Annotated in this window: 19 protein-coding genes and 2 pseudogenes; 10 read left to right on the top strand and 11 right to left on the bottom strand. The window is 67.9% G+C overall.

Annotated elements, in window-relative coordinates:
• The first annotated feature begins 27 nt into the window (after positions 1-27).
• From idi to crtI, 3 genes are read left to right on the top strand one after another with little or no spacing between them, the layout of a single operon-like run.
• Entirely contained in the window at positions 28-579 is a 552-nt protein-coding gene (gene idi / locus ACWETB_RS00545; protein WP_452208593.1) for an isopentenyl-diphosphate Delta-isomerase, read from the top strand.
• Positions 576-1475 (top strand): phytoene/squalene synthase family protein, encoded by a 900-nt coding sequence (locus tag ACWETB_RS00540; protein WP_452208591.1) that lies wholly within the window; start codon positions 576-578, stop codon positions 1473-1475. Before idi ends, ACWETB_RS00540 begins: the two co-directional genes overlap by 4 nt.
• Before the next feature lie 37 nt (positions 1476-1512).
• Entirely contained in the window at positions 1513-3096 is a 1584-nt protein-coding gene (gene crtI, locus ACWETB_RS00535; RefSeq protein WP_452208837.1) for a phytoene desaturase family protein, read from the top strand.
• A gap of 59 nt (positions 3097-3155) precedes the next feature.
• Here the strand turns inward: crtI and ACWETB_RS00530 are convergent, their stop codons facing one another.
• From ACWETB_RS00530 to ACWETB_RS00510, 5 genes are read right to left on the bottom strand one after another with little or no spacing between them, the layout of a single operon-like run.
• Entirely contained in the window at positions 3156-4640 is a 1485-nt protein-coding gene (locus ACWETB_RS00530) for a phytoene desaturase family protein (protein WP_449744447.1), read from the bottom strand.
• Positions 4633-5763, bottom strand: coding sequence for a glycosyltransferase (locus tag ACWETB_RS00525; RefSeq protein ID WP_449744446.1), 1131 nt, complete (start codon positions 5761-5763; stop codon positions 4633-4635). Before ACWETB_RS00525 ends, ACWETB_RS00530 begins: the two co-directional genes overlap by 8 nt.
• Complete coding sequence (locus ACWETB_RS00520; RefSeq protein WP_449744445.1) at positions 5750-6577, bottom strand: carotenoid biosynthesis protein; 828 nt, start codon at positions 6575-6577, stop codon at positions 5750-5752. The genes ACWETB_RS00525 and ACWETB_RS00520 overlap by 14 nt, the downstream gene beginning before the upstream one ends.
• The gene (locus ACWETB_RS00515; protein ID WP_449744444.1) at positions 6574-7269 is read right to left on the bottom strand and encodes a monooxygenase; all 696 of its coding nucleotides are present in this window, start codon (positions 7267-7269) and stop codon (positions 6574-6576) included. Before ACWETB_RS00515 ends, ACWETB_RS00520 begins: the two co-directional genes overlap by 4 nt.
• Positions 7266-8366, bottom strand: a complete 1101-nt coding sequence (locus ACWETB_RS00510; protein WP_449744443.1) for a polyprenyl synthetase family protein — start codon at positions 8364-8366, stop codon at positions 7266-7268. Before ACWETB_RS00510 ends, ACWETB_RS00515 begins: the two co-directional genes overlap by 4 nt.
• 172 nt (positions 8367-8538) lie before the next feature.
• Here ACWETB_RS00510 and ACWETB_RS00505 point away from each other — a divergent pair, with 172 nt between their 5' ends.
• Both ACWETB_RS00505 and ACWETB_RS00500 read left to right on the top strand, forming a co-directional pair.
• On the top strand, positions 8539-9759 hold the full coding sequence (locus ACWETB_RS00505) for an NAD(P)/FAD-dependent oxidoreductase (protein WP_348806240.1): 1221 nt from the start codon (positions 8539-8541) through the stop codon (positions 9757-9759).
• A 47-nt stretch (positions 9760-9806) separates the two neighbouring features.
• Positions 9807-10235: a hypothetical protein gene (locus ACWETB_RS00500; RefSeq protein ID WP_348806241.1), complete on the top strand. Its 429-nt coding sequence runs from the start codon at positions 9807-9809 to the stop codon at positions 10233-10235.
• A 315-nt stretch (positions 10236-10550) separates the two neighbouring features.
• Here the strand turns inward: ACWETB_RS00500 and ACWETB_RS00495 are convergent, their stop codons facing one another.
• From ACWETB_RS00495 to ACWETB_RS00485, 3 genes are read right to left on the bottom strand one after another with little or no spacing between them, the layout of a single operon-like run.
• Complete coding sequence (locus ACWETB_RS00495; RefSeq protein WP_452208587.1) at positions 10551-12260, bottom strand: FAD-dependent oxidoreductase; 1710 nt, start codon at positions 12258-12260, stop codon at positions 10551-10553.
• A gap of 54 nt (positions 12261-12314) precedes the next feature.
• Entirely contained in the window at positions 12315-13433 is a 1119-nt protein-coding gene (locus ACWETB_RS00490) for a hypothetical protein (protein WP_452208585.1), read from the bottom strand.
• Entirely contained in the window at positions 13433-14599 is a 1167-nt protein-coding gene (locus ACWETB_RS00485) for a phosphotransferase family protein (RefSeq protein WP_449744870.1), read from the bottom strand. Before ACWETB_RS00485 ends, ACWETB_RS00490 begins: the two co-directional genes overlap by 1 nt.
• A 41-nt stretch (positions 14600-14640) precedes the next feature.
• On the opposite strand from ACWETB_RS00485, the gene ACWETB_RS00480 reads away from it, so the two are divergent.
• A complete protein-coding gene (locus ACWETB_RS00480) occupies positions 14641-15258 on the top strand; it encodes a TetR/AcrR family transcriptional regulator (RefSeq protein WP_449744871.1) in 618 nt (205 codons plus the stop codon).
• Positions 15259-15348: 90 nt separating this feature from the next.
• Here ACWETB_RS00480 and ACWETB_RS00475 read toward each other — a convergent pair whose 3' ends face one another.
• A complete protein-coding gene (locus tag ACWETB_RS00475) occupies positions 15349-17391 on the bottom strand; it encodes an OPT family oligopeptide transporter (RefSeq protein WP_452208582.1) in 2043 nt (680 codons plus the stop codon).
• Between the two features lie 180 nt (positions 17392-17571).
• Between ACWETB_RS00475 and ACWETB_RS00470 the strand changes: the two are divergent.
• Positions 17572-18055, top strand: a pseudogene (locus ACWETB_RS00470) (PPOX class F420-dependent oxidoreductase).
• A 9-nt stretch (positions 18056-18064) separates the two neighbouring features.
• Here ACWETB_RS00470 and ACWETB_RS00465 read toward each other — a convergent pair.
• Positions 18065-19333 carry an aspartate aminotransferase family protein gene (locus tag ACWETB_RS00465; RefSeq protein ID WP_449744874.1) on the bottom strand — a complete coding sequence of 423 codons (1269 nt, stop codon included), beginning with the start codon at positions 19331-19333 and terminating at the stop codon, positions 18065-18067.
• A 164-nt stretch (positions 19334-19497) separates the two neighbouring features.
• On the bottom strand, positions 19498-20361 hold the full coding sequence (locus ACWETB_RS00460) for a ribokinase (protein ID WP_449744875.1): 864 nt from the start codon (positions 20359-20361) through the stop codon (positions 19498-19500).
• Positions 20362-20873: 512 nt separating this feature from the next.
• Here ACWETB_RS00460 and ACWETB_RS00455 point away from each other — a divergent pair.
• From ACWETB_RS00455 to ACWETB_RS00445, 3 genes and pseudogenes are all read left to right on the top strand, one after another.
• The gene (locus tag ACWETB_RS00455) at positions 20874-21569 is read left to right on the top strand and encodes a GntR family transcriptional regulator (protein WP_452208580.1); all 696 of its coding nucleotides are present in this window, start codon (positions 20874-20876) and stop codon (positions 21567-21569) included.
• Positions 21570-21618: 49 nt separating this feature from the next.
• A complete protein-coding gene (locus tag ACWETB_RS00450; protein WP_452208578.1) occupies positions 21619-22740 on the top strand; it encodes an alpha/beta hydrolase in 1122 nt (373 codons plus the stop codon).
• A pseudogene (locus ACWETB_RS00445) lies at positions 22682-22927 on the top strand (GNAT family N-acetyltransferase); the annotation flags it as partial. The gene ACWETB_RS00450 and the pseudogene ACWETB_RS00445, both read left to right, overlap by 59 nt.
• Positions 22928-22949: the final 22 nt, after the last annotated feature.

Genomic DNA, 22949 nt, shown 5'->3' with positions numbered 1-22949 from the left:
CGACGAGTGGAGCGAGGAGCCGCGCCGATGACCGAGGACCTGGTGGTACTCGTCGATGACGACGGCACGCCGCGCGGCACGGCGGATCGAGGGTCGGTGCACGACGCGCACACGCCGCTGCACCTGGCGTTTTCCTGCCACGTCGTCGATGATGCCGGCCGACTGTTGATGACGCGGCGCGCGTTGAGCAAGAAGACGTGGCCGGGCGTGTGGACGAACTCGTTCTGTGGGCATCCCCGGCCCGGGGAGGACGTCACCGATGCCATTCGCCGCTATGCGCAGCGTGAGCTGGGTTTCGATGTCGATGACCTGCGGGCGATCATCCCGGATTTCCGTTACCGCGCTGTCGACGCCAGCGGGGTGGTCGAGAACGAGGTGTGCCCGGTGTTCCTCGCCCACGCCCGGGGGCCGGTCGTCGCCAATCCCGACGAGGTGATGGAAGTCGCCTGGGCCGAGGTCGACGACGTCTGGGCGGCGGCCACCCGGACGCCGTGGTTGCTCAGCCCATGGTTCGTCGACCAGGTCCACGCTCTGGGGACCGGTCCGGATCCGTACCGCATCGTCGGGGCCGGAACATGAGCCTGCGCCGGCCCAACATCGACCGGGCGCAACCGTACGCTCGATACGACGCCGTGGCCGAGGCGAGCGCGTCGCTGGTGATCCGGTCGTATTCGACGTCGTTCGGTCTGGCATCCCGATTGCTGCGGGGGCCGGTGCGTCGCGACGTCCACAACATCTACGCGCTGGTGCGGGTGGCCGACGAGATCGTCGACGCCCCACGCCCGGGACAGGGCATCGACGAACGCCGCGTGGCCCTCGACCAGCTCGAGAGCGACACCGAGGAGGCGATGAGCGCCGGGACGAGCGCCAACCTCGTCGTCCACGCCTTCGCCCGCACAGCCCGCCGGGTCGGCATCGAATCATCGCTCACCGCACCATTTTTCGCGTCGATGCGTACCGATCTGGACTGCACGAGTCACGACGAGTCGTCGCTGGACTCCTATATCTACGGATCGGCCGAGGTCGTCGGATTGATGTGCCTGCGAGCGTTCTTGGCCGATGAGCGGGATCGGTACGCGCGGTACGAGGCGATGGCCCCGGGGGCGCGTCGGCTCGGTGCGGCCTTTCAGAAGGTGAACTTTCTCCGGGATTTCGGTGTCGACAGCGGGGATCTGGGACGGACGTACCTCACCGGGCTCGACCCGGCCATCCCGAGCGACGACGCCTGGCACCGGTGGCTCGACGACGTCGACGCCGATCTCGCGGCCGCGGCGACGATCATCCCCGACCTCCCGATCGGCAGCCGCATCGCGGTGTGTACGGCCCATGATCTGTTCGCGGAGTTGGCCGTCGGTCTGCGCGGGGTGCCCGCGGCCGAGGCGGCGCGTCGACGAATCCGGGTGTCGACACCCGGCAAGATCCGGATCGCGGCCACCGCGATGGCGCGTCGTGGGCGGCCCCGGGTGGCCGCATGATCGGTGAGTCGAAGGTGGTCCCGTGTTGAATAGTTCTGTGCCGCAGCCGAAAGAGGTGGTGATCATCGGTGGCGGGGTGGCCGGTCTGGCAACGGCCGCATTGCTGGCAGCCGACGGCCACGACGTCGACGTGGTGGAGCAGGGTGCCGAGTTCGGTGGTCGCGCCGGGAGTTGGGAGCGTGATGGCTTCCGCTTCGACACCGGACCGTCGTGGTGGCTGATGCCGGAGGTCTTCGACCATTTCTTCGCCCTGCTGGGGACCTCGACGGCGGAGCAGGTGAGTTTGACGTCGCTGGAACCGGGGTATCGGGTGTTCTTCGAGGGACATGCCGACGCGCTCGATGTGTCCGGTGACGTGGCGCGCAACCGGGCGATGTTCGAGTCGATCGAGCCGGGGGCCGGTGCCGCGCTGGACCGGTACCTCGCGTCGGCACGCGACACGTATGACGTCGCGGTGAGGCGGTTCCTGTACACCAGCTTCGACACGGCGCACGCCTTCACCGGCACCGAGCTGGTGCGGCGGTTGCCGCGGTTGCTGCGGTTGCTCGGCGAAAGCCTCGACGGATACACCAAGCGGTACTTCACCGATCGGCGGCTCCGCCAGATCCTCGGGTACCCGGCGGTCTTTCTCGGTGCGTCGCCGGAACGGGCGCCGGCGATGTATCACCTGATGAGCTGGCTCGACCTCGACGACGGCGTGCGGTATCCCGATGGCGGATTCACCGCATTCGTCGATGCGCTGGTCCGGGTGGCGCAGGGTGCGGGTGCGCGCTTGCACGCGTCGAGCCCGGTGGTGGGGATCACGACTCGCCCGAATCCTCGCCGCTCGCTGCGGGATCGGCGGTCGGCGGAGGTCAGTGGCGTCCGCGTGCGGGACGCCGACGGTACCGAACGGGTGCTGGCCGCGGACGTGGTGATCGGTGCGACGGACCTGCATCATCTGGAAACGGAGTTGCTGCCGGCCCGATTGCGGACCTTCGACCAGAAGTGGTGGGATCGTCGGACATCGGGCCCCGGTGCGGTGCTGGTGTTCCTGGGAGTGCGTGGGCGGCTGCCCGAACTGGCCCATCACTCGCTGTTCTTCACCGAGGACTGGGGCTCGAACTTCGATGCGATCTTCGAAAAACCCACTCGCGTACCCGATCCCGCATCACTGTATGTGTGCCGCCCATCGGCCTCGGACGATTCGGTCGCACCCGAGGGCGACGAGAATCTCTTCTTCCTCGTCCCGGTGCCTGCCGATCCCGGTCTGGGGCACGGGGGCGTCGACGGTCTCGGCGACCCGCTGATCGAGCAGATCGCCGACCGCGCCGTCGAATTGGTGTCGAAGTGGGCCGACATCCCCGACCTCGCCGATCGGATCGTGCTGCGGCGCACCACCGGTCCGGCGGACTTCGTCGACGACCTGAACTCCTGGTCCGGTGGCGCGCTCGGACCCGCACACACGTTGCGGCAGAGCGCCTTTCTGCGGGCGACCAACCGGTCCCGCAAGGTGTCGGGGCTGTACTACGCCGGTGGGAGCACGCGACCGGGTATCGGTCTGCCGATGTGCCTGATCAGTGCCGAACTCATCCGCAAGAGATTGCGTGGCGACACGACGACGGGACCGTCGGCGTCGTAGTCTCCGTCTCGACGGGAAACGGCGCCCACTCGACGGGAAAGGGCGCCCACTCGACGGGGTCAGGCCGGGCCGATCAGTCCCGCCACGATTTTCGCGGACAGCAGGACCAGGGGCACGCCGCCGCCGGGGTGGGCCGATCCACCGACCAGGTACAGGCCAGGGACCGGGGAAGAGTTGGCGGGACGCAGGAACGCGGCCCGAGGTCCATTCGACGACGTCCCGTAGATCGATCCGCCGGGAGTGAGGGTCCGCCGCTGCAGGTCAGCCGGTGAGATGACGAATCGATGGCGAATGCGTCCGGCGATGTCGATGCCGCGCATCGACATCAGGTCGACGAGGAGATCGGCGTACCGGCTCGCCACACCGGGTGCATCCCAATCCATTCCGCGGTCCGGGTCGTGCCGTGGGGCGTTCACGAGGACGAACCACGCCGCGGTCGAGGCGTCGGGTCGCACCGCCGGGTCGTCGGGCGCCGTGATGTAGATGGTCGGGTCGGCGACCGGGTGGGGTCGGCCGTGGCGTCCGAAGACCGCGTCGAACTCGGCGTCGTAGTCGGAGGGGAACAGCACCGTGTGATGGGTCATCGGCGGTGGATTGTCGACGGCGAGCAGCATCACGAAACCCGACAACGAGGGGGTGGATCGATGCAGCCGGCGACGCGCCCGACGAGCGGGCGGTGTGGTGATGAGATGCGAATACACCTGCTCGGCATCGGCATTGGCCACCACGAGATCGGCGTCGGCGACGCGGCCGTCGACGGTGCGCACACCGGTGACCCGCCCACCCGAGGTGGTGATGGCCTCGACCTCGGTGTCGGTGCACAAGATCCCACCGAGTTCGAGGAGCCGCTCGCGCAGGGCGATCGCGATGCGGCCGAGACCGCCACGCACATACCACGAGCCGCCGCTCTGCTCGGCCCACGGAACCGATAACAGCGCACCCGGCGCGCGGCGCGGATCGGAACCCGTGTAGGTGGCGTAGCGGTCCAGCATCATTCGGAGTCGGACGTCGTCGAGGTACCGGAGGCCCAGACCGCGCAGACTGTGCCACGGGGCGACGGTACGGACGTCGGAGACCGAACGAGCCAGAGAGGCCATGCGCCGCAGCGAGATCGGGGATTCGAGGAAGGGTCCACGCGTGACGTCCCAGATCTGCTGGGAGCGCCGCAGCAGACCCTGCCACTGGGCGCCGCATCCCGAACCCAGGGCGGCGTCGAGTGCGGCGGGGATGTCGGTCATCTCCCCGGGCAGGTCGAGGAGTGTCCCGTCGGGAAAGCGGTACCGCGCGGCGACCGGAAGTCGTTGCAAGTCCAGCACATTCCCCAGTGGCGCGCCGGTGTCGGCGAACAGCTCGGCCAGCACGTGCGGCATGGTGAGGAGCGACGGCCCGGTGTCGAAGACGAATCCGTCATGGCGCAGGACGCCGAGTTTGCCGCCGACGTCCGCCGATTGCTCGAGAACGGTCACCCGATGGCCCGCCGCCTGCAACCGGATCGCGGCGGCGAGCCCGCCGACACCGGCGCCGATCACCACGATGTCAGACACCGTTGATCTCCCGTCCCTTCCAGCGCAGCAGTCCCCGACGATGGGCGATCACGGAATCGACTGTCATACCGGTGAAGGCGACGACCGAGATCGGATGTGCCAGCGAGTCGGGCAGTGCACGTCCACCGGTTCGGCGGGCACTGACGACCCGCGAGGCGACCCCGGCCAGATAACCGAACAGGCCGACCCGTGAGCCGGTGAGTGCGGCGACGGCGGGCACGACGTGGGTGAGCATCAGGAGGGCGGACACCGCCGCCGCGCCCGCCGGGGAGCCGAAGGCCGACCACAGCGACTTGCGGTATCCGTCACGTATCTCTCTGCACCCCACATACATTCGGCACGACGCCACCCTGCTGCCGTCACCGACGACCCCGCGCCCACCGACCGCCTTCACCGCACGCAGCAGCGCGATGTCCTCCAGCACCTCGTCGCGCACCGCGCCGTGACCACCGGCACGGCGGTAGGTGGTGGCGTCGACGATCAGGAACTGACCATTGGCCGCCGACAGGCTCGGACGCGCCGACCGTTCGGCAAGTCGCAGCGGGAGCGTCGACATCCAACTCCATTGCAGGAGCGGTTGTATCAGCCGTTCGGCGGGGGTGCCGGCGACCTGACGCGGGTAGGGACAGAACATGTCCAATCCGGCCGTGCGCATCGTGGCCACGCTCGCGGTGAACCCGTTTGGCGCCACCCGCACGTCGGCGTCGACGAAGACGAGAACGCCCCGCTCGACGGCGCGACACGACAACTGTTCACACGCCCACGCCTTGCCGAGCCACCCGGCGATGGGGCCGGCGCCGCTGACGATCTCGAGTGCGGGGATCTGCTCGGCCAGGTCGGCGAGGATGTCGGCGGTGCCGTCGGAGGAGTCGTCGTCGAGCACGACGATGCGAACCGGGCCGCGCCACCGATCGGCGGCAGCGGCGACGGCGCGGAGGCAGTCGCCGGCATGGCGGGCCTCGTCGCGCATGGGCAACAGCACCGACAATGGTTCATCACCACTGGGTGCGAGTGCATTCGGCACCCGGATGGTGGCGGCGTTCACCATCGTCAGCACGGCCGAGCCGGTGGCCATCGCTGTTCCGCACGCCACCAGCGCACGCCAGATCTCACCGCCGCGCACGACGCACCTCGCGGACCAGCGAGATCGCGAGGGGAATCGCGATCACCCCCATCAGCACCCCGCCGACCACCGCGACCATCGGCCGGCCGAAGAAGACCAGGTGGCCGATCATCGACGAGAAGTACGTCCAGAGGTATGCGACGAGCGGGACCGCTCCCTCCGGGGCGTCGGAGCCTCGTCCGGTGCCAACTGCGACGCTCAGACCCGTCATGATGATCAGCGAGACCATCAGCCAGCCGGCGAAATTCGACAGCGGGATGCCGTCGACTCCGGGCAGCGATGGTGTCGTCGACTCCCACTGCCAATAGCCGTTGTCGACCATCTGCGGATCGAGGAAGACATCCCACGCGGCCAGTGCGTACGCACCGACCGGAATGATCAACCACATCCGGTCAGCGGCAAGTCGGGTGGCGACGACGAACGCCGGCCAGCTCATCATGATCCACGCCGCGGGCACCGCGACGGGCACTCCGAACAGCTCCGGTTGCAGCGCGCCGGTGTAGGAGTACTCGCCGAACGGGACTCCGGTGTGCACGCCCAGGGTTTCGGCCAGCAGTCCGCCACCACCGGCGACGATCAGCAGCGTCAGGACACCACGCAGACCGTGAGTGGCACCCGCGGCGCAGAGCATCGCCACCGACAACAGCAGGGCGCTGCCCGTGGTCATCACGGCAGTGCCGCCGCCGGTCAGCGGGAAGGCGATCTGGAGAAGGATGTTGGCGCACAACAGCGTCCAGGCGGCGATCGGCAGGAAGCGACGTGGGACGAGGTGCGCGCCGGCATGCTCGACCGTGCGTCCTGACACGCCGCTCACGGGGTGTCACCCCGGTATGTCCCATCGACGGTCTCGACGCTGAATCGGGCGAAAAGCTCTTCGGCATACCACCGTTCGGGCGTGGTACGCCGAATGGCGGAGACGTGTTCGGGGTTTCGATAGGCGAAGGCCGACAGATCGCGCGCGTCGTCCCACAGCGAGAAGGTACCCTGCACGCCGATGGGAGCCTCACCGATCCCCACCGCCAGACGCACCCCCGACGACGCGTTGAGGGCCGCTGCGACCGGTGGTACCGAACGCCAGAAGGACGCCATCCGGGTCGGACGCAGCCGCGCTCGGGTGATCGCCGCGACCGGACCCGGTTCTCGGCTCGGTGTGCGAGAGGCATTGACACCGAACGGTTCCCGCCGCGACCACCGGCCGCGAGCGGAGAGCGGCCGCATCCGGATCCGCAGGTGCTCCCGGCTGATCGCCTCCCACCGATCGAGGTAGGACAGTTCCACCGGGGCGCTCCCGTCCCAGACAAGCAGAACGGCCCAGTGGGACAGATCGGCATCGCGCATGGTGAACGTGTCACCGGAGCCGGTACCGAGGACCTTGACAAAGCGCAGTCCGGGAACATCTTTGCGCGATCGTCGAGCACGTGCAACGCGCTGCAGCGCGGCGAACACCGAATCGACCCCGAACAGGTGCAGGTCGACCACCGGCGGCACAGATGCTGCGTCGCTCATGACTCCCGCCGCACGCACCGGTGGATCAGATCGGTCAGCGCCACCCGGGTGCGGTCATCGGAGTCGAGACCGTCGACGGTGCGCAGGGCCGCGTCGGTCAGCTCGTCGATGCGTCGTTCCACACCGCGTCGGGCGCCGGTGGACTCCATCAACTCGCGCAGCGCGGCCACATCCCGTTCGCGCACAGCCGGATTGCCCAGTGCCCGGGACAGCAGTTGGCGGCCGACCCGGTTCGCGCGCTCCTCGGTGATCGCCACGAGCAGGGTGCGTTTGCCCTCCCGGATGTCGTCGACGTTGGATTTGCCGGTCGCCGCCGGATCACCGAAGACTCCCAAGACGTCGTCGCGCAGCTGAAAGGCCTCACCGGCATGGATGCCGATGTCGTCATAATCGGCGAGCAGGCGGGCATCGGCTCGTGCCAGGGTTCCGCCGAGCCGAAGTGGCTGGGAGATGGTGTATTTGGCGCTCTTGAAGCGCAGGATCGTGTGCGCTCGCGCACGGGTGATACCGGATGTGGTCTGCGCCAGCATGTCCAGGGTCTGGCCGGCGAACGCTTCGTCGCGCATCTGTGACCACACCGCGCGCGCCGCACGGCGGATGTCGCGGTGGGCGTCGTCGAGGGCGGTGGCGAGCAGATCGTCGGACCAGGTCAGGCAGAGGTCGCCGGCGAGGATCGCCATCGAGGTGCCGTGGGTGGCGGGGTTGCCGCGCAACCGGTCTCGACGATGCCGATCGGCGAAGTCGCGGTGCACGGTCGGAAGGCCGCGACGGGTGGCGCTGTCGTCCATGATGTCGTCGTGGACGAGCGCGGCGAGGTGGAACAACTCGATGGCGGCTGCGGCAGCGGCGGTGCCCGGCGCGAGATCGGCACCCGCACCGCGAGATCCCCACAGGCAGAACGCCGCGCGTAATCGCTTGCCGCCGGTCGCGGAACGCCGGATCGCGTCGGTGAGCGCTGCGGTGTCGGGGTCGACGGTACCGAGGACCGAGGCGTGGGTGTCGAGGGTCCCCCGCACGATGCCCTCGACGAGGGCGGCGTCGTCGGGTGGATCGCCGGGGGCGTCGGACGTGACCGTGGGCAGCGGCCTCGTGCGCATGTGCGGCTCCTCGGGGACGCGGGTTGGCTGCGGATCTGGACTGTGATGGATTCGGTGCTGCGATGGATTCGGAGCTGCGCAGCGGAAGGATGGGTGTCGACTCAAGTCGCCCGGACGGTGTGCCGTGCCCGCGTACGGTGGATCGGAGAGTCCACCGAGAAGAGGAATCGCCATGTCGAGAATCATCATCGTCGGAGGAGGCCTCGCGGGAGCAAAGACCGCCGAGGCGTTGCGAGATCAGGATTACGGCGGTGACATCGTGCTGCTGGGTGCCGAGGAACGCCTGCCATACGAGCGGCCACCGCTGTCCAAGGAGTTCCTCGCCGGGAAACAGAAGCCCGACGAGTTCACCGTCCACGACACCAACTGGTACCTCGACCACAAGGTCGACTTCCGGCCCGGCACCACCGTCGACGCCGTCGATGCGGCGGCGAAGACGGTCTCCCTGCCCGACGGATCGACACTGTCGTATGACTCGTTGGTGCTGGCGACAGGGTCGTCGTCGAGGCACCTGGACCTGCCCGGAGCGGATGCGAGCGGGGTGTATCACCTGCGGTCGCTCGACGACGCTCAGGCGGTGAGTTCGGCGCTGGACTCCATCAGCAGACTCGCGATCGTCGGTGGCGGGTGGATCGGGCTCGAGGTGGCGGCGACGGCCCGCGGACGCGGTGTCGAGGTGGCGGTCGCCGAGGCCGCGGCCTTACCACTGCAACGAGTCCTGGGCGACGAGGTGGCCCGCGTCTTTGCCGACCTGCACCGCGGCCACGGGGTGGATCTGCGGACCGAGGTGCAGGTGGCCGAGATCCTCACCGACGGCGGTGCCGCTGCCGGGCTGCGTCTGAAGGACGGATCGACCATCGATGCCGACGCCGTGCTGGTCGCGGCGGGTGCGGTTCCGAACCTGGGACCGGCGCAGAGCGCCGGGGTGGAGATCGATGGTGGGGGTGTCCTCGTCGACGCCGGCCTGCGCAGCAGTGATCCGGACATCTTCGTCGTCGGTGACATCGCCAACCAGATGCATCCGGTCCTGGGGCGCCGGGTCCGCACGGAACACTGGGCCAACGCACTCAATCAGCCGGCGGTGGCGGCGACGAACATCCTCGGCGGCGACGCCGAGTACGAAAACCTGCCGTACTTCTTCACCGACCAGTACGACCTCGGCATGGAGTACAGCGGGCTCGCCGGCGCCGACGATCGCGTGATCATCCGTGGCGACCTCGGGGCGCGGGAGTTCGTCGCGCTGTGGGTCGACGACGATGCGCACCTGCTCGCCGGGATGCAGTGCAATATCTGGGATCAACTCGACGACATCAAGGCGCTCGTGGCCTCGGGAGCAACGCTCGATCTGAACAAGCTCGCCGATTCGGAGGTCCCGCTGGGTCAGCTGATCTGAGGACTGCCCCGGTGACCTGACGGAATCATCGTGACAGACTGACGGCCATGGCACCCGATATCGGCATCGACACCGCGATCGTGGTGTTCGCGGCCGGTCTGATCCTGGTGCTGGCGCTGATCCTGGGTGTGTGGAAGTACCGGGAGATGCTGTCGTCGCCCACCCATCTCGCCCACCCGTACGTCGACATCGCCCATCGGGCGGCGCTGCTCTACGCGTTCGCGACGTTGCTGCTCGCCGCGCTTGTCGAGTTCAGTGCCTGGCCGACCTGGGTGAATCTCGTCGCCGCCGGCGTGCCGATCGTGTTCTTCGTCGGGGCGATCATCACCTACATGCTGCACGGCTGGCGCCGCGACACCGACAACCAATTCGCGCATGCCTCAACGAGTTTGCGTGCATCCACCACCGCATTGATCGTCGGTGAGATCGGTGGTGTGGTGGTGCTGCTGATCGGCTTCGCGGTCGGCCAATTCTGAACGGCGCAGTTCTGAACGGCGCAGTTCTGAACGGCGCGGCTCAGAACTGTTGGTTCCGAGCCGCGCCGGTGTGTGTCCGGCCCCGGCCTGTCTAGCCCTTGCCGAACAACCGAGCGAACATTCCCGGCTCGCCGGCATGCCCTTGGCAGCGTTGCGATTGCGGGACGCCGCGCATCACCTGGTCGACGTGATTACCGCAGCCTCGCCAGCTGGCCTTTCCGCATTTCCGGCAGGTCGTTCGTTGGCACATGGGTACTCCTCGGGGTTGGTGAAGATGGGGGGTCGGTGAGATGGGGTGGGTGTGATGGTGCGAGGTCAGGCGGTGGTGCGTTCGTCGGCCACGATGTGGTCGGCGGCCGCCGCACCGAACCAGCCGAGGAATGTCAGCATGCCGCCGGAGAGATTCGCGACGTCGGGCAGGGACGCGGACAGGGCGCGGGTGGCCAGGTACGAACGCATGCCCGAGTGGCAGTAGACCCGCACCGGCCGGCCGTCGGCGGCCGCCCGGACCTCCTCGATCCGCTCACGAATCTCGGTGTGCGGGATGTTGAGTGCTCCGGGAAGGTGTCCGCCGGCGTACTCGTCGGCCGAGCGGGCGTCGAGCACCAGTGACGAGACGAGGACGGTGTCGACGTCGGCGGCGTGCCAGAGTTGCACGGTGCCGGTGGCGATGTTGTCGGCGATCATGCCCGCGAGGTTCACCGGATCCTTGGCGGATCCGTAGGGCGGCGCGTAGGCGAGGTCGAGATCGATCAGATCGGCGGCGCTCATGTGATTGCGGATCGCGGTGGCGAGCACGTCGATTCGCTTGTCGACGCCATCGAGGCCGACCGCCTGGGCGCCCAGCAGGAGCCCGTCACCCGCGCGGACGTGCAGCATCAGACTGATCTGTTCTGCCCCCGGGAAGTATCCGGCATGACTGTTCGGATGCAAGTGCATTGTCCGATAATCGATTCCGGACGCATCCAGGGCTGCCCGATTGGCACCGGTGAGGGCGGCGGTGAGCTCGCCGACGCGGACGATCGCCGTGCCCAAGGGCGCCGGGATCGGCCGGGCGGTCTCGGGTCGGAGGATGGCGTCGGCGACCTGCCGGCCCGCGCGATTGGCCGGCCCGGCCAGGGCGACGGGGCGTCGCATACCGGTGACCGCATCGGTGGAGACCGTCGCGTCCCCGACGGCCCAGATGCGGTCGAGGTTGGTCCGGCCATGCTCGTCGACGACGATCGCACCGCGTTCGCAGGCCACGCCGGCGGCCTCGAAGGGGGCGGTATCCGGGGTGACGCCGACCGACAGCACGATCACATCGGCGGGTATCCGGGTGTCGTCCGACAGGATCACGGTCGCGGTCGGGTCATCGGAATCGGCTGTGGCGCCATGGTATTCGACCTCGGTAGCGGCGATACCGTCGTGAACCGCGATGCCCAGGCGGGTCAGTTCATCGCGCACGGCGGAGGCCAACTCGCGTTCGAGGGGCGGCAGCACGTGGTCGGAGAGTTCGACGAGGGCCACCTCGAGGCCACGCAGGCGCAGGGCCTCGGCCGCCTCGACGCCGATGAAGCCGGCACCGAGGACCACGGCGCGCCGTGCGCCGTCGAGCACGCGTTCGCGCAGGGCGACGGCGTCGCCGACGGTGCGCAACGTGGTGACGCATTCGGCGTCGAGGCCGGGGATCGGCGGGCGGACGGCGCGCGCTCCGGGCGCCAGGATCAGGTGGTCGTAGGCCATCTCGTCGATGCCGCCGGCGGTGGCCACGCGCACCCGACGGGTGTCCGGGTCCACCGCGATCACCTCGTGGTTCACCCGGACGTCGAGGTTGAGTGTCTCGGCCAGACTCTCCGGCGTGTGCAGCAGGAGCTCGTCGCGGTCGGCGATCTCACCGCCGACGTAATACGGCAACCCGCAGTTGGCGAACGACGGGTGCGGACCGCGTTCGAGGACGATGATCTCGGCATCTTCGTCGAGGCGCCGAGCGCGGGCGGCCGCACTCATACCTCCGGCGACACCGCCGACGACAACAATTCTCATACCCCCGAGGGTATATACCCCGGGGGGTACCTGGCAAGGGGTGTGGCGCAGAACTCAGGGGGCGACCGACAACCAGTCCGCGAAACCCGACGGATCGTGGCGGCCCAGGGCGCCGTGCTCGAAGAGTCCCCACCCCTCGCGGGTGGTGCCGTCGGCCTCCCGGCACACCGCGTGTCCGACGTGATCGATGACCCCGAACGGGATGCGGCCGGCGACGGCCGGATCGGACAACGAGTACGAGCGACGCTCGGTGAAATCGGCGCCCTTCCACACCCCGTGTGTCCAGTCGGGATCGCCGCCGTAGCCGCCGCCCACGTGGATCGGTACCGCCAGCCGCGACGTGACCTCGAGGTGCACGGCCGCCCCGGAGGGGGCGGTGGTCTCGATGGTGGCGCCGGCCGGAATCCTGGTACCCGAACGGTAGTGGACGGTGATCCGAGGCCAGCCCAATTGCTCGACGCGGCCGTCCTTCCACACCCGGCTGCAGTCGTTGAGCGTGCGGAAGCCATCCGGGGATTCCTGCACGATCAGTACGAGCTGGAAGTCGTCGAAGGCCATCGGGATGTAGTTCCACCACATGCCCTCGAAGGGTGGATCGGCCGGGCGACCCGCGGGCTCGGGTTCGCCGACCGGCCGGATACCCCAGGACCGGTCGCGGGTGCCGATCCAGGTGGCGGGGTTGACGGTGATCTCCTCGCCGTCGACGACGATGCGGCCCCGCCACGTGCCGACCTGGGCGAAGCGCTGGGCGTCGAGGGTCACCTTGGGGCCGGTGCGCATCAGGTGCGGCATCTCCTGCAGGGCGTCGAACAGCCCGGTGAAGGTGAGGTCGATCTCGATGCCCTCGGTCTCGGCGAGGCAGATGTGCAGCGAATGCAGGGGATCGGTGACGTCGATGCGGTAGTCGCCGACGTGCTGGTGCAGGCGATCGGCGTCGATCGCATCGGACAGGTGCACCGCGGTCTGGGCGTCACCACCTCGATTGATCAGTACGAACGCATCTTTCACGCCCAGATTCGGGTAGTAGCCGATGCCGGTGATCAGGAAGATCTCACCGCTCCGGTCGTGCGCGTTGAAGTAGGAGCGGTCGTAGAAGTTGCGATCGGAGCTTGCGGGCCAGGCAATCGGTTGGGGTACTTGATGAATCGGGAACTCGTCGGCGGGGCCGAGCATCAGTGTCCTTCCTCGGGTGTGGTGATGAGACGTTCGAGCAGGATACGGTGATAGAACAGTTCGGCGTCGATGTCGCCGGGCGGGTCGATCTCCCCGAAGTGCACGCGTCGCGCGCCGGCACGCATGAAGACGCAGCACCAGATGACGCCGGCGAACACCGAGAACCACTGCAGATCACCGAGTTCGACGCCGGTCGCGTCGCGGTAGGTGGCGCGGACGTCGTCCTCGCGCATGAAGTCCGGCAAGCCGGGCAGGGCCGCCAGGCCGGACAGCTCCTGGAATACCCGGTGGGCGAAGATGATCCAGGCAACATCGAGTTCCCGTGGGCCGAATGTGGCCATCTCCCAGTCGAGTACGGCCACCGGTGCGAAGTCCCGATAGATCACGTTGCCGATGCGGGCGTCACCCCACACCAGCACCGAGGGGCGGGCGGCCGCGTCGGTGGGAAAGTTCTCCCGTAGCCAGATGAGCGCGCGGTCGACGAGAGGCGAACGGCCGATCGCGGCAGCCGACGACTCGTACCATTCGACCAGCCAGGAGAACCGGCTGCCGAGGTCGGTGTCGGATGGCGGTCCACCATCGCGCAGGAAGTCGAAGGTGGCGGCTGCGTCGGGTATCGAATGCAGCTCGGCGATCAGGCGCACCGTCGAATCCTGCAGGACTCGTTGCTCTTCCGTCGACGCGTCGAAGAGCCAGTTGTCGCCGAAGGTGTATGGCATGACATCCGGCGGTACCAGACCGTCGACGCGGTCCATCAGGAAGAACGGAGAGCCGGCCACGTCGCCGGTCGGTTCGAGCCAGTGCACTTGCGGAATCGGCACGGCGGTGGCCGCGGCCGCGCGGCGCATCGCCTCGTATTGATGATCGAGGCGGTAGGTGTCGAAGACCGGGATGTCCTCTGCCCGTGGCGCCATCCGCATCACCCAACGCTCCGGAGATTGCTCACCGGGCCAACGGGCGTCGACCATGATGGTCTCCGACGACATGCCGTTCGCGTCGCCGCCGGCGTCGATGTGCAGGTCCGGGCGACCACGATCGGGTGCCCGGACGGCGATCCAGTCCGCGAGAGTGTCGGCGAGCGACGAGGTGTCGCGCGCCGAGCGCTGGAGAGGATCCACATGGGTGTCGACGGTGGGAGTGCCCGTCGAGGATGCCGATTCGGTCATGATGCTCCATTCGCCCCGATTCCGCTACGCTCGGTTGCGTTATGACAGCAGACCAGGTGTCCCCGCGCAGCGAAATCCGGAAATCCGCCGGGAGACCTCGCGATGAGGCGATCGACGGGGCAGTCATCGGCGCGACCCGTGAGCTCCTCGTCGATGTCGGATACGCCCGGTTGACGATGTCGGCGGTGGCCGAACGCGCCGGGACCACCAAGACGGCCATCTATCGTCGGTGGACGGGTAAACCCGATCTCGTGCACGACGCGACCCTGCGCCGATTCACCACGCTGGTGTCACAAACCGGCGACCTCGACGCCGACCTCGCCTCGATGATCGCCGAGGTGCGCGAGGTGTTCGGCAGCCCGGTTACCCGCGCCGCGTTACCCGGCCTGATCGCCGACATGGCCGCCGACCCGGCACTGCATCGGCAGGTCCTCGAAGGCTTCGGCGGGGTTTTCGGGGCCGTCGGCGTGCGGCTCGAGGCCGCGCGCGACGCCGGTGCCATCGGTGCGGACGTCGACGCCACTCTGCTCATCGAGATGCTCGGTGGCGCGGCCATTCTGCACACCCTGATGCGGCCCGAGGCGCCGCTCGACGACTACTGGGGGATGCAGATGAAGCGCATGGTCGCCGCGATCCTGGCGCCGGCGTCGTCGGGGTAGCTGCGCGCGCAACTCCCGTTTGCGCGGAATGCATTGCGCGCAAACGGGAGTCGAGCGTGCAGTTACCGTGGACCGGTTGGACGCAGTGGCTCAGAGCCGCTTGGTCATGTCCGCCTTCGGGCCGGGCGTGCCGCCGGCGCTCGCGAGGCGCTGCGCGTACTTGTACAGTCCGCCGACGAGCAGAACGAAGAAGACGACGCCGAGCCAGATCGCGTAATTCTCGAAGCCGTCGCCGACGACGGCGAGTGCAGAATCGTCGCCGGTGGCCGCAACGATGCCGGCGAAGATGACACCGAAGAGGCTTTCACCGACGATCAGGCCGGTGGCCATCAGCACGCCGATCCGCTTCTTCTGCTCGGCGTCGCCGCCGGAACGGTCGGCCCACTTGTTGTAGAAGACACCGAGGATCGCGCCGATCGGGATGACCAACGTCAACGACATCGGCAGGTACATCCCCATGCCGACGGCGAGCGGCGGAACCCGCAGCCGGCGGGTCGTGAGGCCGAGCACCTCGTCGACGATGATGACGCCGATCCCGATGAGAGCGCCGATCCCGAGGAGGCTCCAGTTGAGCGAACCGCCGAGGACGCCGGTGGCCAGGGTGGACAGCAACTGGGCCTGTGGTGCCGACAGGGCGTCGTCGCCGGCGCCGGGCATCCCGGCGAAGCCGAAGGAGTTGTTCATCAGTTCCAGGATCGGCGGGATGATGATCGACCCGAAGAGGACGCCGATGATCAACGCGACCTGCTGCTTCCACGGTGTGGCACCGACAAGTTGGCCGGTCTTGAGGTCCTGGAGATTGTCGTTGGAGATGGTGGCGACACCGAAGACGATCGCGGCGGCGAACAGCGTGTAGGCGATGAGCGCGTCGGTCTCGCTGCCCGACGCCGTCCCGTAGACGATCTTCACCAGGACCGCGGCGATGATGACGACGAGGATGCCGACACCCGAGATGGGGCTGTTGGACGAACCGATCAGGCCGGCCATGTAGCCGCACACGGCGGCGATGACCAGGCCGATGATCACCACGAACAGGATGGTGACGGAGATGATGCCGCCCGACGACCCGTCGATCGGGTTGGTGGACTGCCCCGACGCGGGGGTGTGCACGAAGTCCCAGAGCAACAATCCGATCGGGATGAGCATCGCCACGACGGTGGCCCCGACGTAGGTGATCGGGATGTCGCGTTCGGTGATGTCGACGGTGATCCCCTCGCGTCGTGAGCGCGACGAGGTCAGGGCGTTGGAGATGCCGGTGATGATCGGCCGCAGGATCTTGATGAGGGTCCACACCGCCGCCACGGCGATGGCGCCCGCACCGATGAGCCGGACGTCGTCGGAGAAGACGGTGTCGAGGACGTCGCCGATGGCGCCGGTGGATGCGGTGAAGTCACCCCACGAGTAGATCGGCATCAGGATGAAGTAGGAGATGATCAGACCCACGAGCATGGCGATGCCGACGGTCAGGCCGACGAGGTGTCCGACACCGATCAGGGCCAGCGATAGGCTCGCGCCGAAAATAGTTCCACCGGAACCGATTTTGAGGTATGCACCCAACGAGTCGGTGACGATCCGCATCTTGGCCAGCAACGCGAACAGCGCCGATCCGAGCGATCCGGCGATGATCGCGATGAGGCCGGCGCGGTTGCTCTCCGCGCCCGCCTCGGTCTCGCCGACCTTGAGAACCTCTGCTGCGGCAACACCTTCCGGATATGGGAGGTCAAAGCCGGTGACGAGTGCGCGGCGTAGCGGGATCGAGTACATCACGCCGAGGATGCCGCCGACGGCGCAGACCGCCATCGTGATCCAGTAGGGGAATCCGGTCCACCAGCCGATCATCACCAGGCCCGGGATGACGAAGATGATCGCCGACAGCGTGCCCGCGGCCGAGGCGATCGTCTGGACGATGTTGTTCTCGATGATCGAGTGATGGGCAAAGAACCGCAGAACGGCCATCGAGATCACCGCTGCGGGAATGGCTGTGGCGAAGGTGAGACCGACCTTGAGGCCGAGGTATACGTTCGCGGCGGTGAACACGAGGGTGATCAGGCCGCCGAGAATGATGCCCCGAACGGTCAACTCCCGCAGGGTCGGTGACGCGGCGGGAGGGGTGGCGACAGGAGATTCAGACATAGCGGGCTCTCCTTCGTAGATGGGTTTGTCACACCATAAGCCCGGGTTGGTGCGGATGTCGCCGAACGCCACGGTCCTCGATACCGCGGCGATGACGGCCGCCAATGCGCTGTGCTGTGGTCTCGGGTCCATCGGTGTTCTCCGGTCCATCGGGGCCGTGCCCATGGTTAGGGTGGCGGTATGCCCAGAACCATCGCCACCGCCACCGACGTCGAGAAGGCCGAACTCATCGACTTCGTCACGCCTCGCCACAAGATGCTCCTGCTCACCACCCGTGGCCGGCGCGCCGCAACTCTCGCCGGTCAGCGGTGGTGTGGACGCGCAGGGCCGCATCGTCATCGCGACCTATCCCGCTCGTGCCAAGACGGTCAATGCCGCACGGCGACCGCAGGTCAGCGTGTGCGTGATCTCCGATGAATGGAATGGCCCGTGGGTGCAGGTCGACGGCACCGCCGAGGTCCTCGACATGCCCGAGGCCGAGGACGCGCTGGTCGACTACTTCCGGTGCATCTCCGGTGAGCACCCGGACTGGGACGAGTACCGCGAGGCGATGCGGGTGCAGAACAAATCGGTCATCCGCATCACCCCGACGTCGTGGGGACCGGTGGCCACCGGCGGATTCCCCGCCGAGGTGGCCGCGGCTCTCGACGCGAAGGACGGCTGACCTGCCGGGTCACGCGTCGAGTTCGGCGATGGCCTGCTCCAGGATCGACAGACCCAGTTCCAGCTCGTCGTCGGAGGCGGTCAGCGGCGGCGCGATTCGGAAGGTGCCGCCCATGCCGGGTAACTGGACGACGTTCATGTGCAATCCGAGGTCGTAACAGCGGCGGGTGACCTGGGCGCCGAGGCGGTCGGCGTCAGAATCGACGAGCTCGAGTCCCTGCAGCAGCCCGCGGCCGCGGACGTCACCCACCACACTGTGGCGGTCTTGGATACGAAGCAGGCCGTCGCGCAACAGTTTTCCGGCGTGTGTCGCACGGGTATCGAGGTGATCGCGTTCGAGGACGTCGAGCACGGTGTTGCCGACGGCGGCGACGAGCGGGTCGGAGACATGGGTGGTGAAGAACAGGAAGCCGCGGTCGTGGGCGGCCTGTTCGATCTCGGTGCTGGTGATGGTGGCCGCGAGGGGCAGGCCGGCGCCCAGGGTCTTGGAGAGGGTGATGATGTCGGGGACGACACCGTCACGTTCGAAGGCGTACCAGGTGCCGGTCCGGCACAGCCCGGTCTGCGCCTCGTCGAGGATCAGCAGCATGTCCCGTTCCCGGCATTTGCGTTGCAGCGCAGCCAGATAACCCGGCGGAAGGTCGATGACCCCGCCGGAGGACAGGATGGGTTCGACGATGCAGGCGGCCAGCGAACCCACCGACTGCGCGTCGATGAGACCGAATCCGAAGTCGAGTTGCCGTTCCCAGTCGAGGGTGCCGTCGGCGTGGGTGAAGTCGGGACGGAACGAATCCGGTGTCGGCAGAGCATAATTGCCGGCGGCGACCGGACCGTAGCCGCCGCGTCCCGCGCTGTAGGTGGCGGCGGCCGCCGCGTGCGTCATGCCGTGCCAGGAGCGGGCGAACGAGACGATCTCGTGCTTGCCGGTGACGAGTTTCGCCAGGCGGATCGCGGCCTCGTTGGATTCGGCACCAGTGGTCAGCAGCAGCACCTTGTCAAGCGGATCGGGCAACGAATCCGACAGACGTGCAGCCAGTTCCAGCACAGGCTCGGACAGCATGCCGCTGAAGAGATGATCGAGGGTGGCGGCCTGCCGGGAGATGGTCGCGACGATCTCCGGGTGCGCATGCCCGAGGATCGCCGACATCTGCCCCGAGGTGAAGTCGAGGATGCGTCGGCCGTCGGCGGTGTAGACGAAGCTGCCCTCCGCGCGGGCTATCAGCTCGGGTGAGAAGGTCCCGCCGTACCGAATCAGGTGGCGGGTGTGGTCGGACGTCATGGGGCCGAGGTTACGAGGGATTGGCTGTGGACGCATGTTCGTCAGGTGGCTCTTGTGTCCCGTCTTCCTCGAACCTGGGCGCTGTCAGCGTTGGAGAGGGCGCTGTCAGCGTTGAGGTGAGCGCTGTCAACGGGTGCGTGTATGAACGAGGCGGTCGGGTTGGCTCAGTGTGCCGTCGGACCGCGCTCGACGAATTCGGTTGCCGCGCTTGCCGCGTGCCGGGCAGCGGCCAGGAGGTCGAGGCCACCGGCGAGATGGGCGGCCAGGACTCCGGCGAAGACGTCGCCGGCACCGGTGGTGTCGGTGGCCGTCACGGCGCGGACCTCGATGTGATGTTCACCCGCGTCGTCGATCACGACGACCCCGTCGCCGCCGCGGGTGATCACCACGCTGCGACACGTCGAGCCCAGCTTCTCCGGACCGCCGTAGTAGGCGTCCTCGACCTCGTTGACGATCACCGGATCCGCGATGGCGAGAATGGAATCATTCAGCGGCGCAACCGGACTGGGATTGAGAATGAATCGTCGCCGGTGGCCGCGGCACCAGTCGGCCACCGCCTCGGTGATCGCCATGGGGCACTCGAGTTGGGTCAGGACGACGTCGGGATCGAGTCCATCCAGCGCGGTGAGCGTGTGATCGATGGGCAGGTCGGCGTTGGCGCCGGACAGGACGATGATGCGGTTGGTGCCGTGCGCGTCGACCTCGATGACGGCCCGTCCGCTGATGCCCTCGGCGCGGTGGATGTGGTCGACGTCGACGCCGGCGGATCGCTGGTGAGTCAGCATCGTCTCGGCCGCGGCGTCGTCGCCGACGGCGCCGACCAACGCCACCCGGGCGCGTCCGGCGGCGGCGAGGGCCTGGTTGGCGCCCTTGCCGCCGGGCCGTTCGGTCTGCGTCAGGCCGAGGACGGTTTCGGAGTCGGCCGGAAGTCGATCCACGCGGACCACCTGGTCGAGATTGAGGGTGCCCACCACGGCGACGGCGCCGGTGTCCTCGGATGGCGCTGCGCTCGGGTCGTGAGTGGTCATCGACGATGAGTATGCCCGGTCGCCAGAACCGGCCGCTGAGCGCGACTCTACATTTAATATTTTAAGTATGTTAGCCTGACCGGCAGAACCTGAGATATCAGTCACAAGCGGACACTCCTCTGCGGGATGATCGTCGGAGCACCACTACGGCACAGGAGTCGCCGTCGTCCACGGCACCCGCTTGGCGGGCACCCGGCGACTCGGTCGGTCACCCGGGCGGACGCGCTCGTGGTCCGGCCTCGCGAGAAAGAAGACGTCCATGGCCACCACCTACCTGCCCGATCTCGACGAGGCGACCGCGGTCCTCACCAACGCGCAGACGCGCATCGCGATCCCGCGGCGCAGGCGGTACGCCATCGGCCGGCACACGACTCCGTCACGACAGGGCGATCGTGTGACGCGCAATCCCCGGTCGGTTATCCCGAACGGGGAACGCATCGACGAATTCGGGCACGAGACAATAAGGTTCGGTAGGGGAAGTGCGGTCGGGGATGACGAGAGGAGACAAGGCGATGGCAGCTGTGCGGCTCGGTCGTAAGCAGCTCACCGATGAGGTCGCCGATCACTTGCGTACCCGGATCATGACCGGAGACATCCGTCCCGGTCAGTTCATCCGGCTCGACGAGACAGCATCCGCGCTCGGATGCAGCGTCACGCCGGTCCGCGAGGCGTTGGTCACGCTGCGGGGTGAAGGTCTGGTCCGGTCTTCTCCACATCGCGGGTTCATCGTCGAGAATCTCGAACGTGGCGACATCGTCGACCTCTTCTGGATGCAGGCCGAGTTGTCGGCGCGGCTGGCGACCCACGCCATCGCCGATCCGGAGTTGGCGCGCAGCCTCACGGGGTTAGCGACCATCGTCGACGAACTCGAGGCGGCCGTCGCCGCCGGCAATGCCGATCGGGTCCTGGATCGCGAGTTCGCCTTTCACCGTCACGTGAATCTGATGGCGCACAGCAAGAAACTCGCCTGGTTCTTGTTCGAGGCCAACAAGTACTCACCGCATCAGCTCTATGCGCACGACCCGGAGTGGGGCCGCCAAGCCGTCGCCAGCCACCGCCGACTCATCGGATTTCTGCACGACGGCGACGAGGCCTCGATCCGGACTGAGATCCACGCCCGGTTTGCCGACGCCCGCGATCGGCTGATCCGCAGTCTCGACGCCGTCAACTTCTGGGACGACGACGAGTCCCGCGAGCACGCGTCCTAGAGGGCGGGCTGCCGCCTCGTCGATGGGCACGTCGCGTAGATTCGCCAGGATGTTGAGCCCCGCAATCGCGCCGAGCGGAAACCAGGTGCCGTCCACCGCCGAAGGTGCGCTCCTCGTCCTCCGGATGCTGGCGGGGCACCAGGTCGCCCCCGACGTGCAGACCGAGCACACCGTCCTGCACACCGGTGAGCATCGGGAACTGCGCAGATACGGCAGTGACGCCGATCGTGTCGCGGCGCGCGCCGCCGGGCGTCCGCCCGTGCTGCTGATACCCCCGCTGGCGGTGTCGGCCCGCTGCTACGACCTCGGTCCGGGGCAGTCGGTGGTGGCGGAACTGCTCGAGGCCGGACGGGTGCCCTACGTCGTCGACTTCGGTGACGTCGGGCGCGCCGATCGGGGCATGGGCTTTTCCGACTACTTCGACGACATCGTGCCCCAGGCCGTCGGCCGGGTACTCGCCGATTATCACGGCGGCGACGAAGCCTCCGCGTCGTCGACGGGCGACCTCGTCGATCTCATGGCGTGGAGTATCGGCGGGACGATCACCTTCCTTACCGCGGCCGCGCATCCGGAGCTTCCGATCCGGTCGATCACCGCCATCGGCACGCCGCTCGACTACGCGAAGGTTCCGCCGTATCCGCTGGTCAAGACGCTGATGAAGCCAACCGGCGGCACCCTGATCTCCGGCGCGCTGCGGGCACTCGGCGGCATCCCGGCACCGCTGGTGCGGCTCGCCTACCGGGCGACGGCGTGGGAACGGGAACTGAAGAAACCCGCCTACATCATGCGCAACGCCCACGACACCGACGCGCTGGCGCGGATGCAGGTGATCGACCGTTTCCAGACGACGATGCCGGGGTATGCGGGCAAGGTATCGCTGCAGATGTGGGAGAACTTCATCTACCGCGACGAACTTGCGTCCGGTGTCGTCAATTTCGACGGCAGGCTCGTCGACCTGACGTCGATCACCGTCCCCATCCAGCTGTTCGGCAGCCACCGCGACGCGATTGTCAGCTGGGCGGCCGCCCGGCACGGAGTCGACCTGTTTGCCGACTCCGAGCAGGTTCATTTCGCGACCGTGGAGACCAGTCACCTCGGTCTCATCGCCGGCGATGCCGCGACCCGCGAGACCTGGCCCCGGGTCCGGGAATTCCTCGCCTCGCTCGACTGAGTCGATCGCGCCCGGTCTCCAGGCGCTGGGGCTTCGGGACGCCGGCGGGCGTCTCGTCGGCGCCGTCCGGGTGACCGTCGATCCCGCGACGAAGATCGCCGAACTCGGCCGGCTCGTCGTCGCTCCTGATGTCCAGAGACAGGGTCTGGGAAGCCGGCTGCCGGCACTGGCCGAGCAGCGGCTCCCACCCGAGGTCGGTGAGATACGCC

It is taken from the genome of Gordonia sp. NPDC003950 (genome assembly GCF_053605205.1).
This window is presented reverse-complemented; position numbering and strand designations above follow the sequence as displayed.

Excerpts from the sequence above, each read along its gene's own strand:
- ACWETB_RS00475 (WP_452208582.1), bottom strand. The coding sequence starts at position 17,391 with ATGTCTGAATCTCCTGTCGCCACCCCTCCCGCCGCGTCACCGACCCTG.
- ACWETB_RS00500 (WP_348806241.1), top strand. The coding sequence starts at position 9,807 with ATGGCACCCGATATCGGCATCGACACCGCGATCGTGGTGTTCGCGGCC.
- ACWETB_RS00540 (WP_452208591.1), top strand. The coding sequence starts at position 576 with ATGAGCCTGCGCCGGCCCAACATCGACCGGGCGCAACCGTACGCTCGA.
- ACWETB_RS00480 (WP_449744871.1), top strand. The coding sequence starts at position 14,641 with ATGACAGCAGACCAGGTGTCCCCGCGCAGCGAAATCCGGAAATCCGCC.
- ACWETB_RS00455 (WP_452208580.1), top strand. The coding sequence starts at position 20,874 with ATGGCAGCTGTGCGGCTCGGTCGTAAGCAGCTCACCGATGAGGTCGCC.
- idi (WP_452208593.1), top strand. The coding sequence starts at position 28 with ATGACCGAGGACCTGGTGGTACTCGTCGATGACGACGGCACGCCGCGC.
- ACWETB_RS00515 (WP_449744444.1), bottom strand. The coding sequence starts at position 7,269 with ATGAGCGACGCAGCATCTGTGCCGCCGGTGGTCGACCTGCACCTGTTC.
- ACWETB_RS00450 (WP_452208578.1), top strand. The coding sequence starts at position 21,619 with ATGTTGAGCCCCGCAATCGCGCCGAGCGGAAACCAGGTGCCGTCCACC.
- ACWETB_RS00460 (WP_449744875.1), bottom strand. The coding sequence starts at position 20,361 with ATGACCACTCACGACCCGAGCGCAGCGCCATCCGAGGACACCGGCGCC.
- ACWETB_RS00485 (WP_449744870.1), bottom strand. The coding sequence starts at position 14,599 with ATGACCGAATCGGCATCCTCGACGGGCACTCCCACCGTCGACACCCAT.
- ACWETB_RS00505 (WP_348806240.1), top strand. The coding sequence starts at position 8,539 with ATGTCGAGAATCATCATCGTCGGAGGAGGCCTCGCGGGAGCAAAGACC.
- ACWETB_RS00495 (WP_452208587.1), bottom strand. The coding sequence starts at position 12,260 with ATGAGAATTGTTGTCGTCGGCGGTGTCGCCGGAGGTATGAGTGCGGCC.
- ACWETB_RS00510 (WP_449744443.1), bottom strand. The coding sequence starts at position 8,366 with ATGCGCACGAGGCCGCTGCCCACGGTCACGTCCGACGCCCCCGGCGAT.
- ACWETB_RS00465 (WP_449744874.1), bottom strand. The coding sequence starts at position 19,333 with ATGACGTCCGACCACACCCGCCACCTGATTCGGTACGGCGGGACCTTC.
- ACWETB_RS00490 (WP_452208585.1), bottom strand. The coding sequence starts at position 13,433 with ATGCTCGGCCCCGCCGACGAGTTCCCGATTCATCAAGTACCCCAACCG.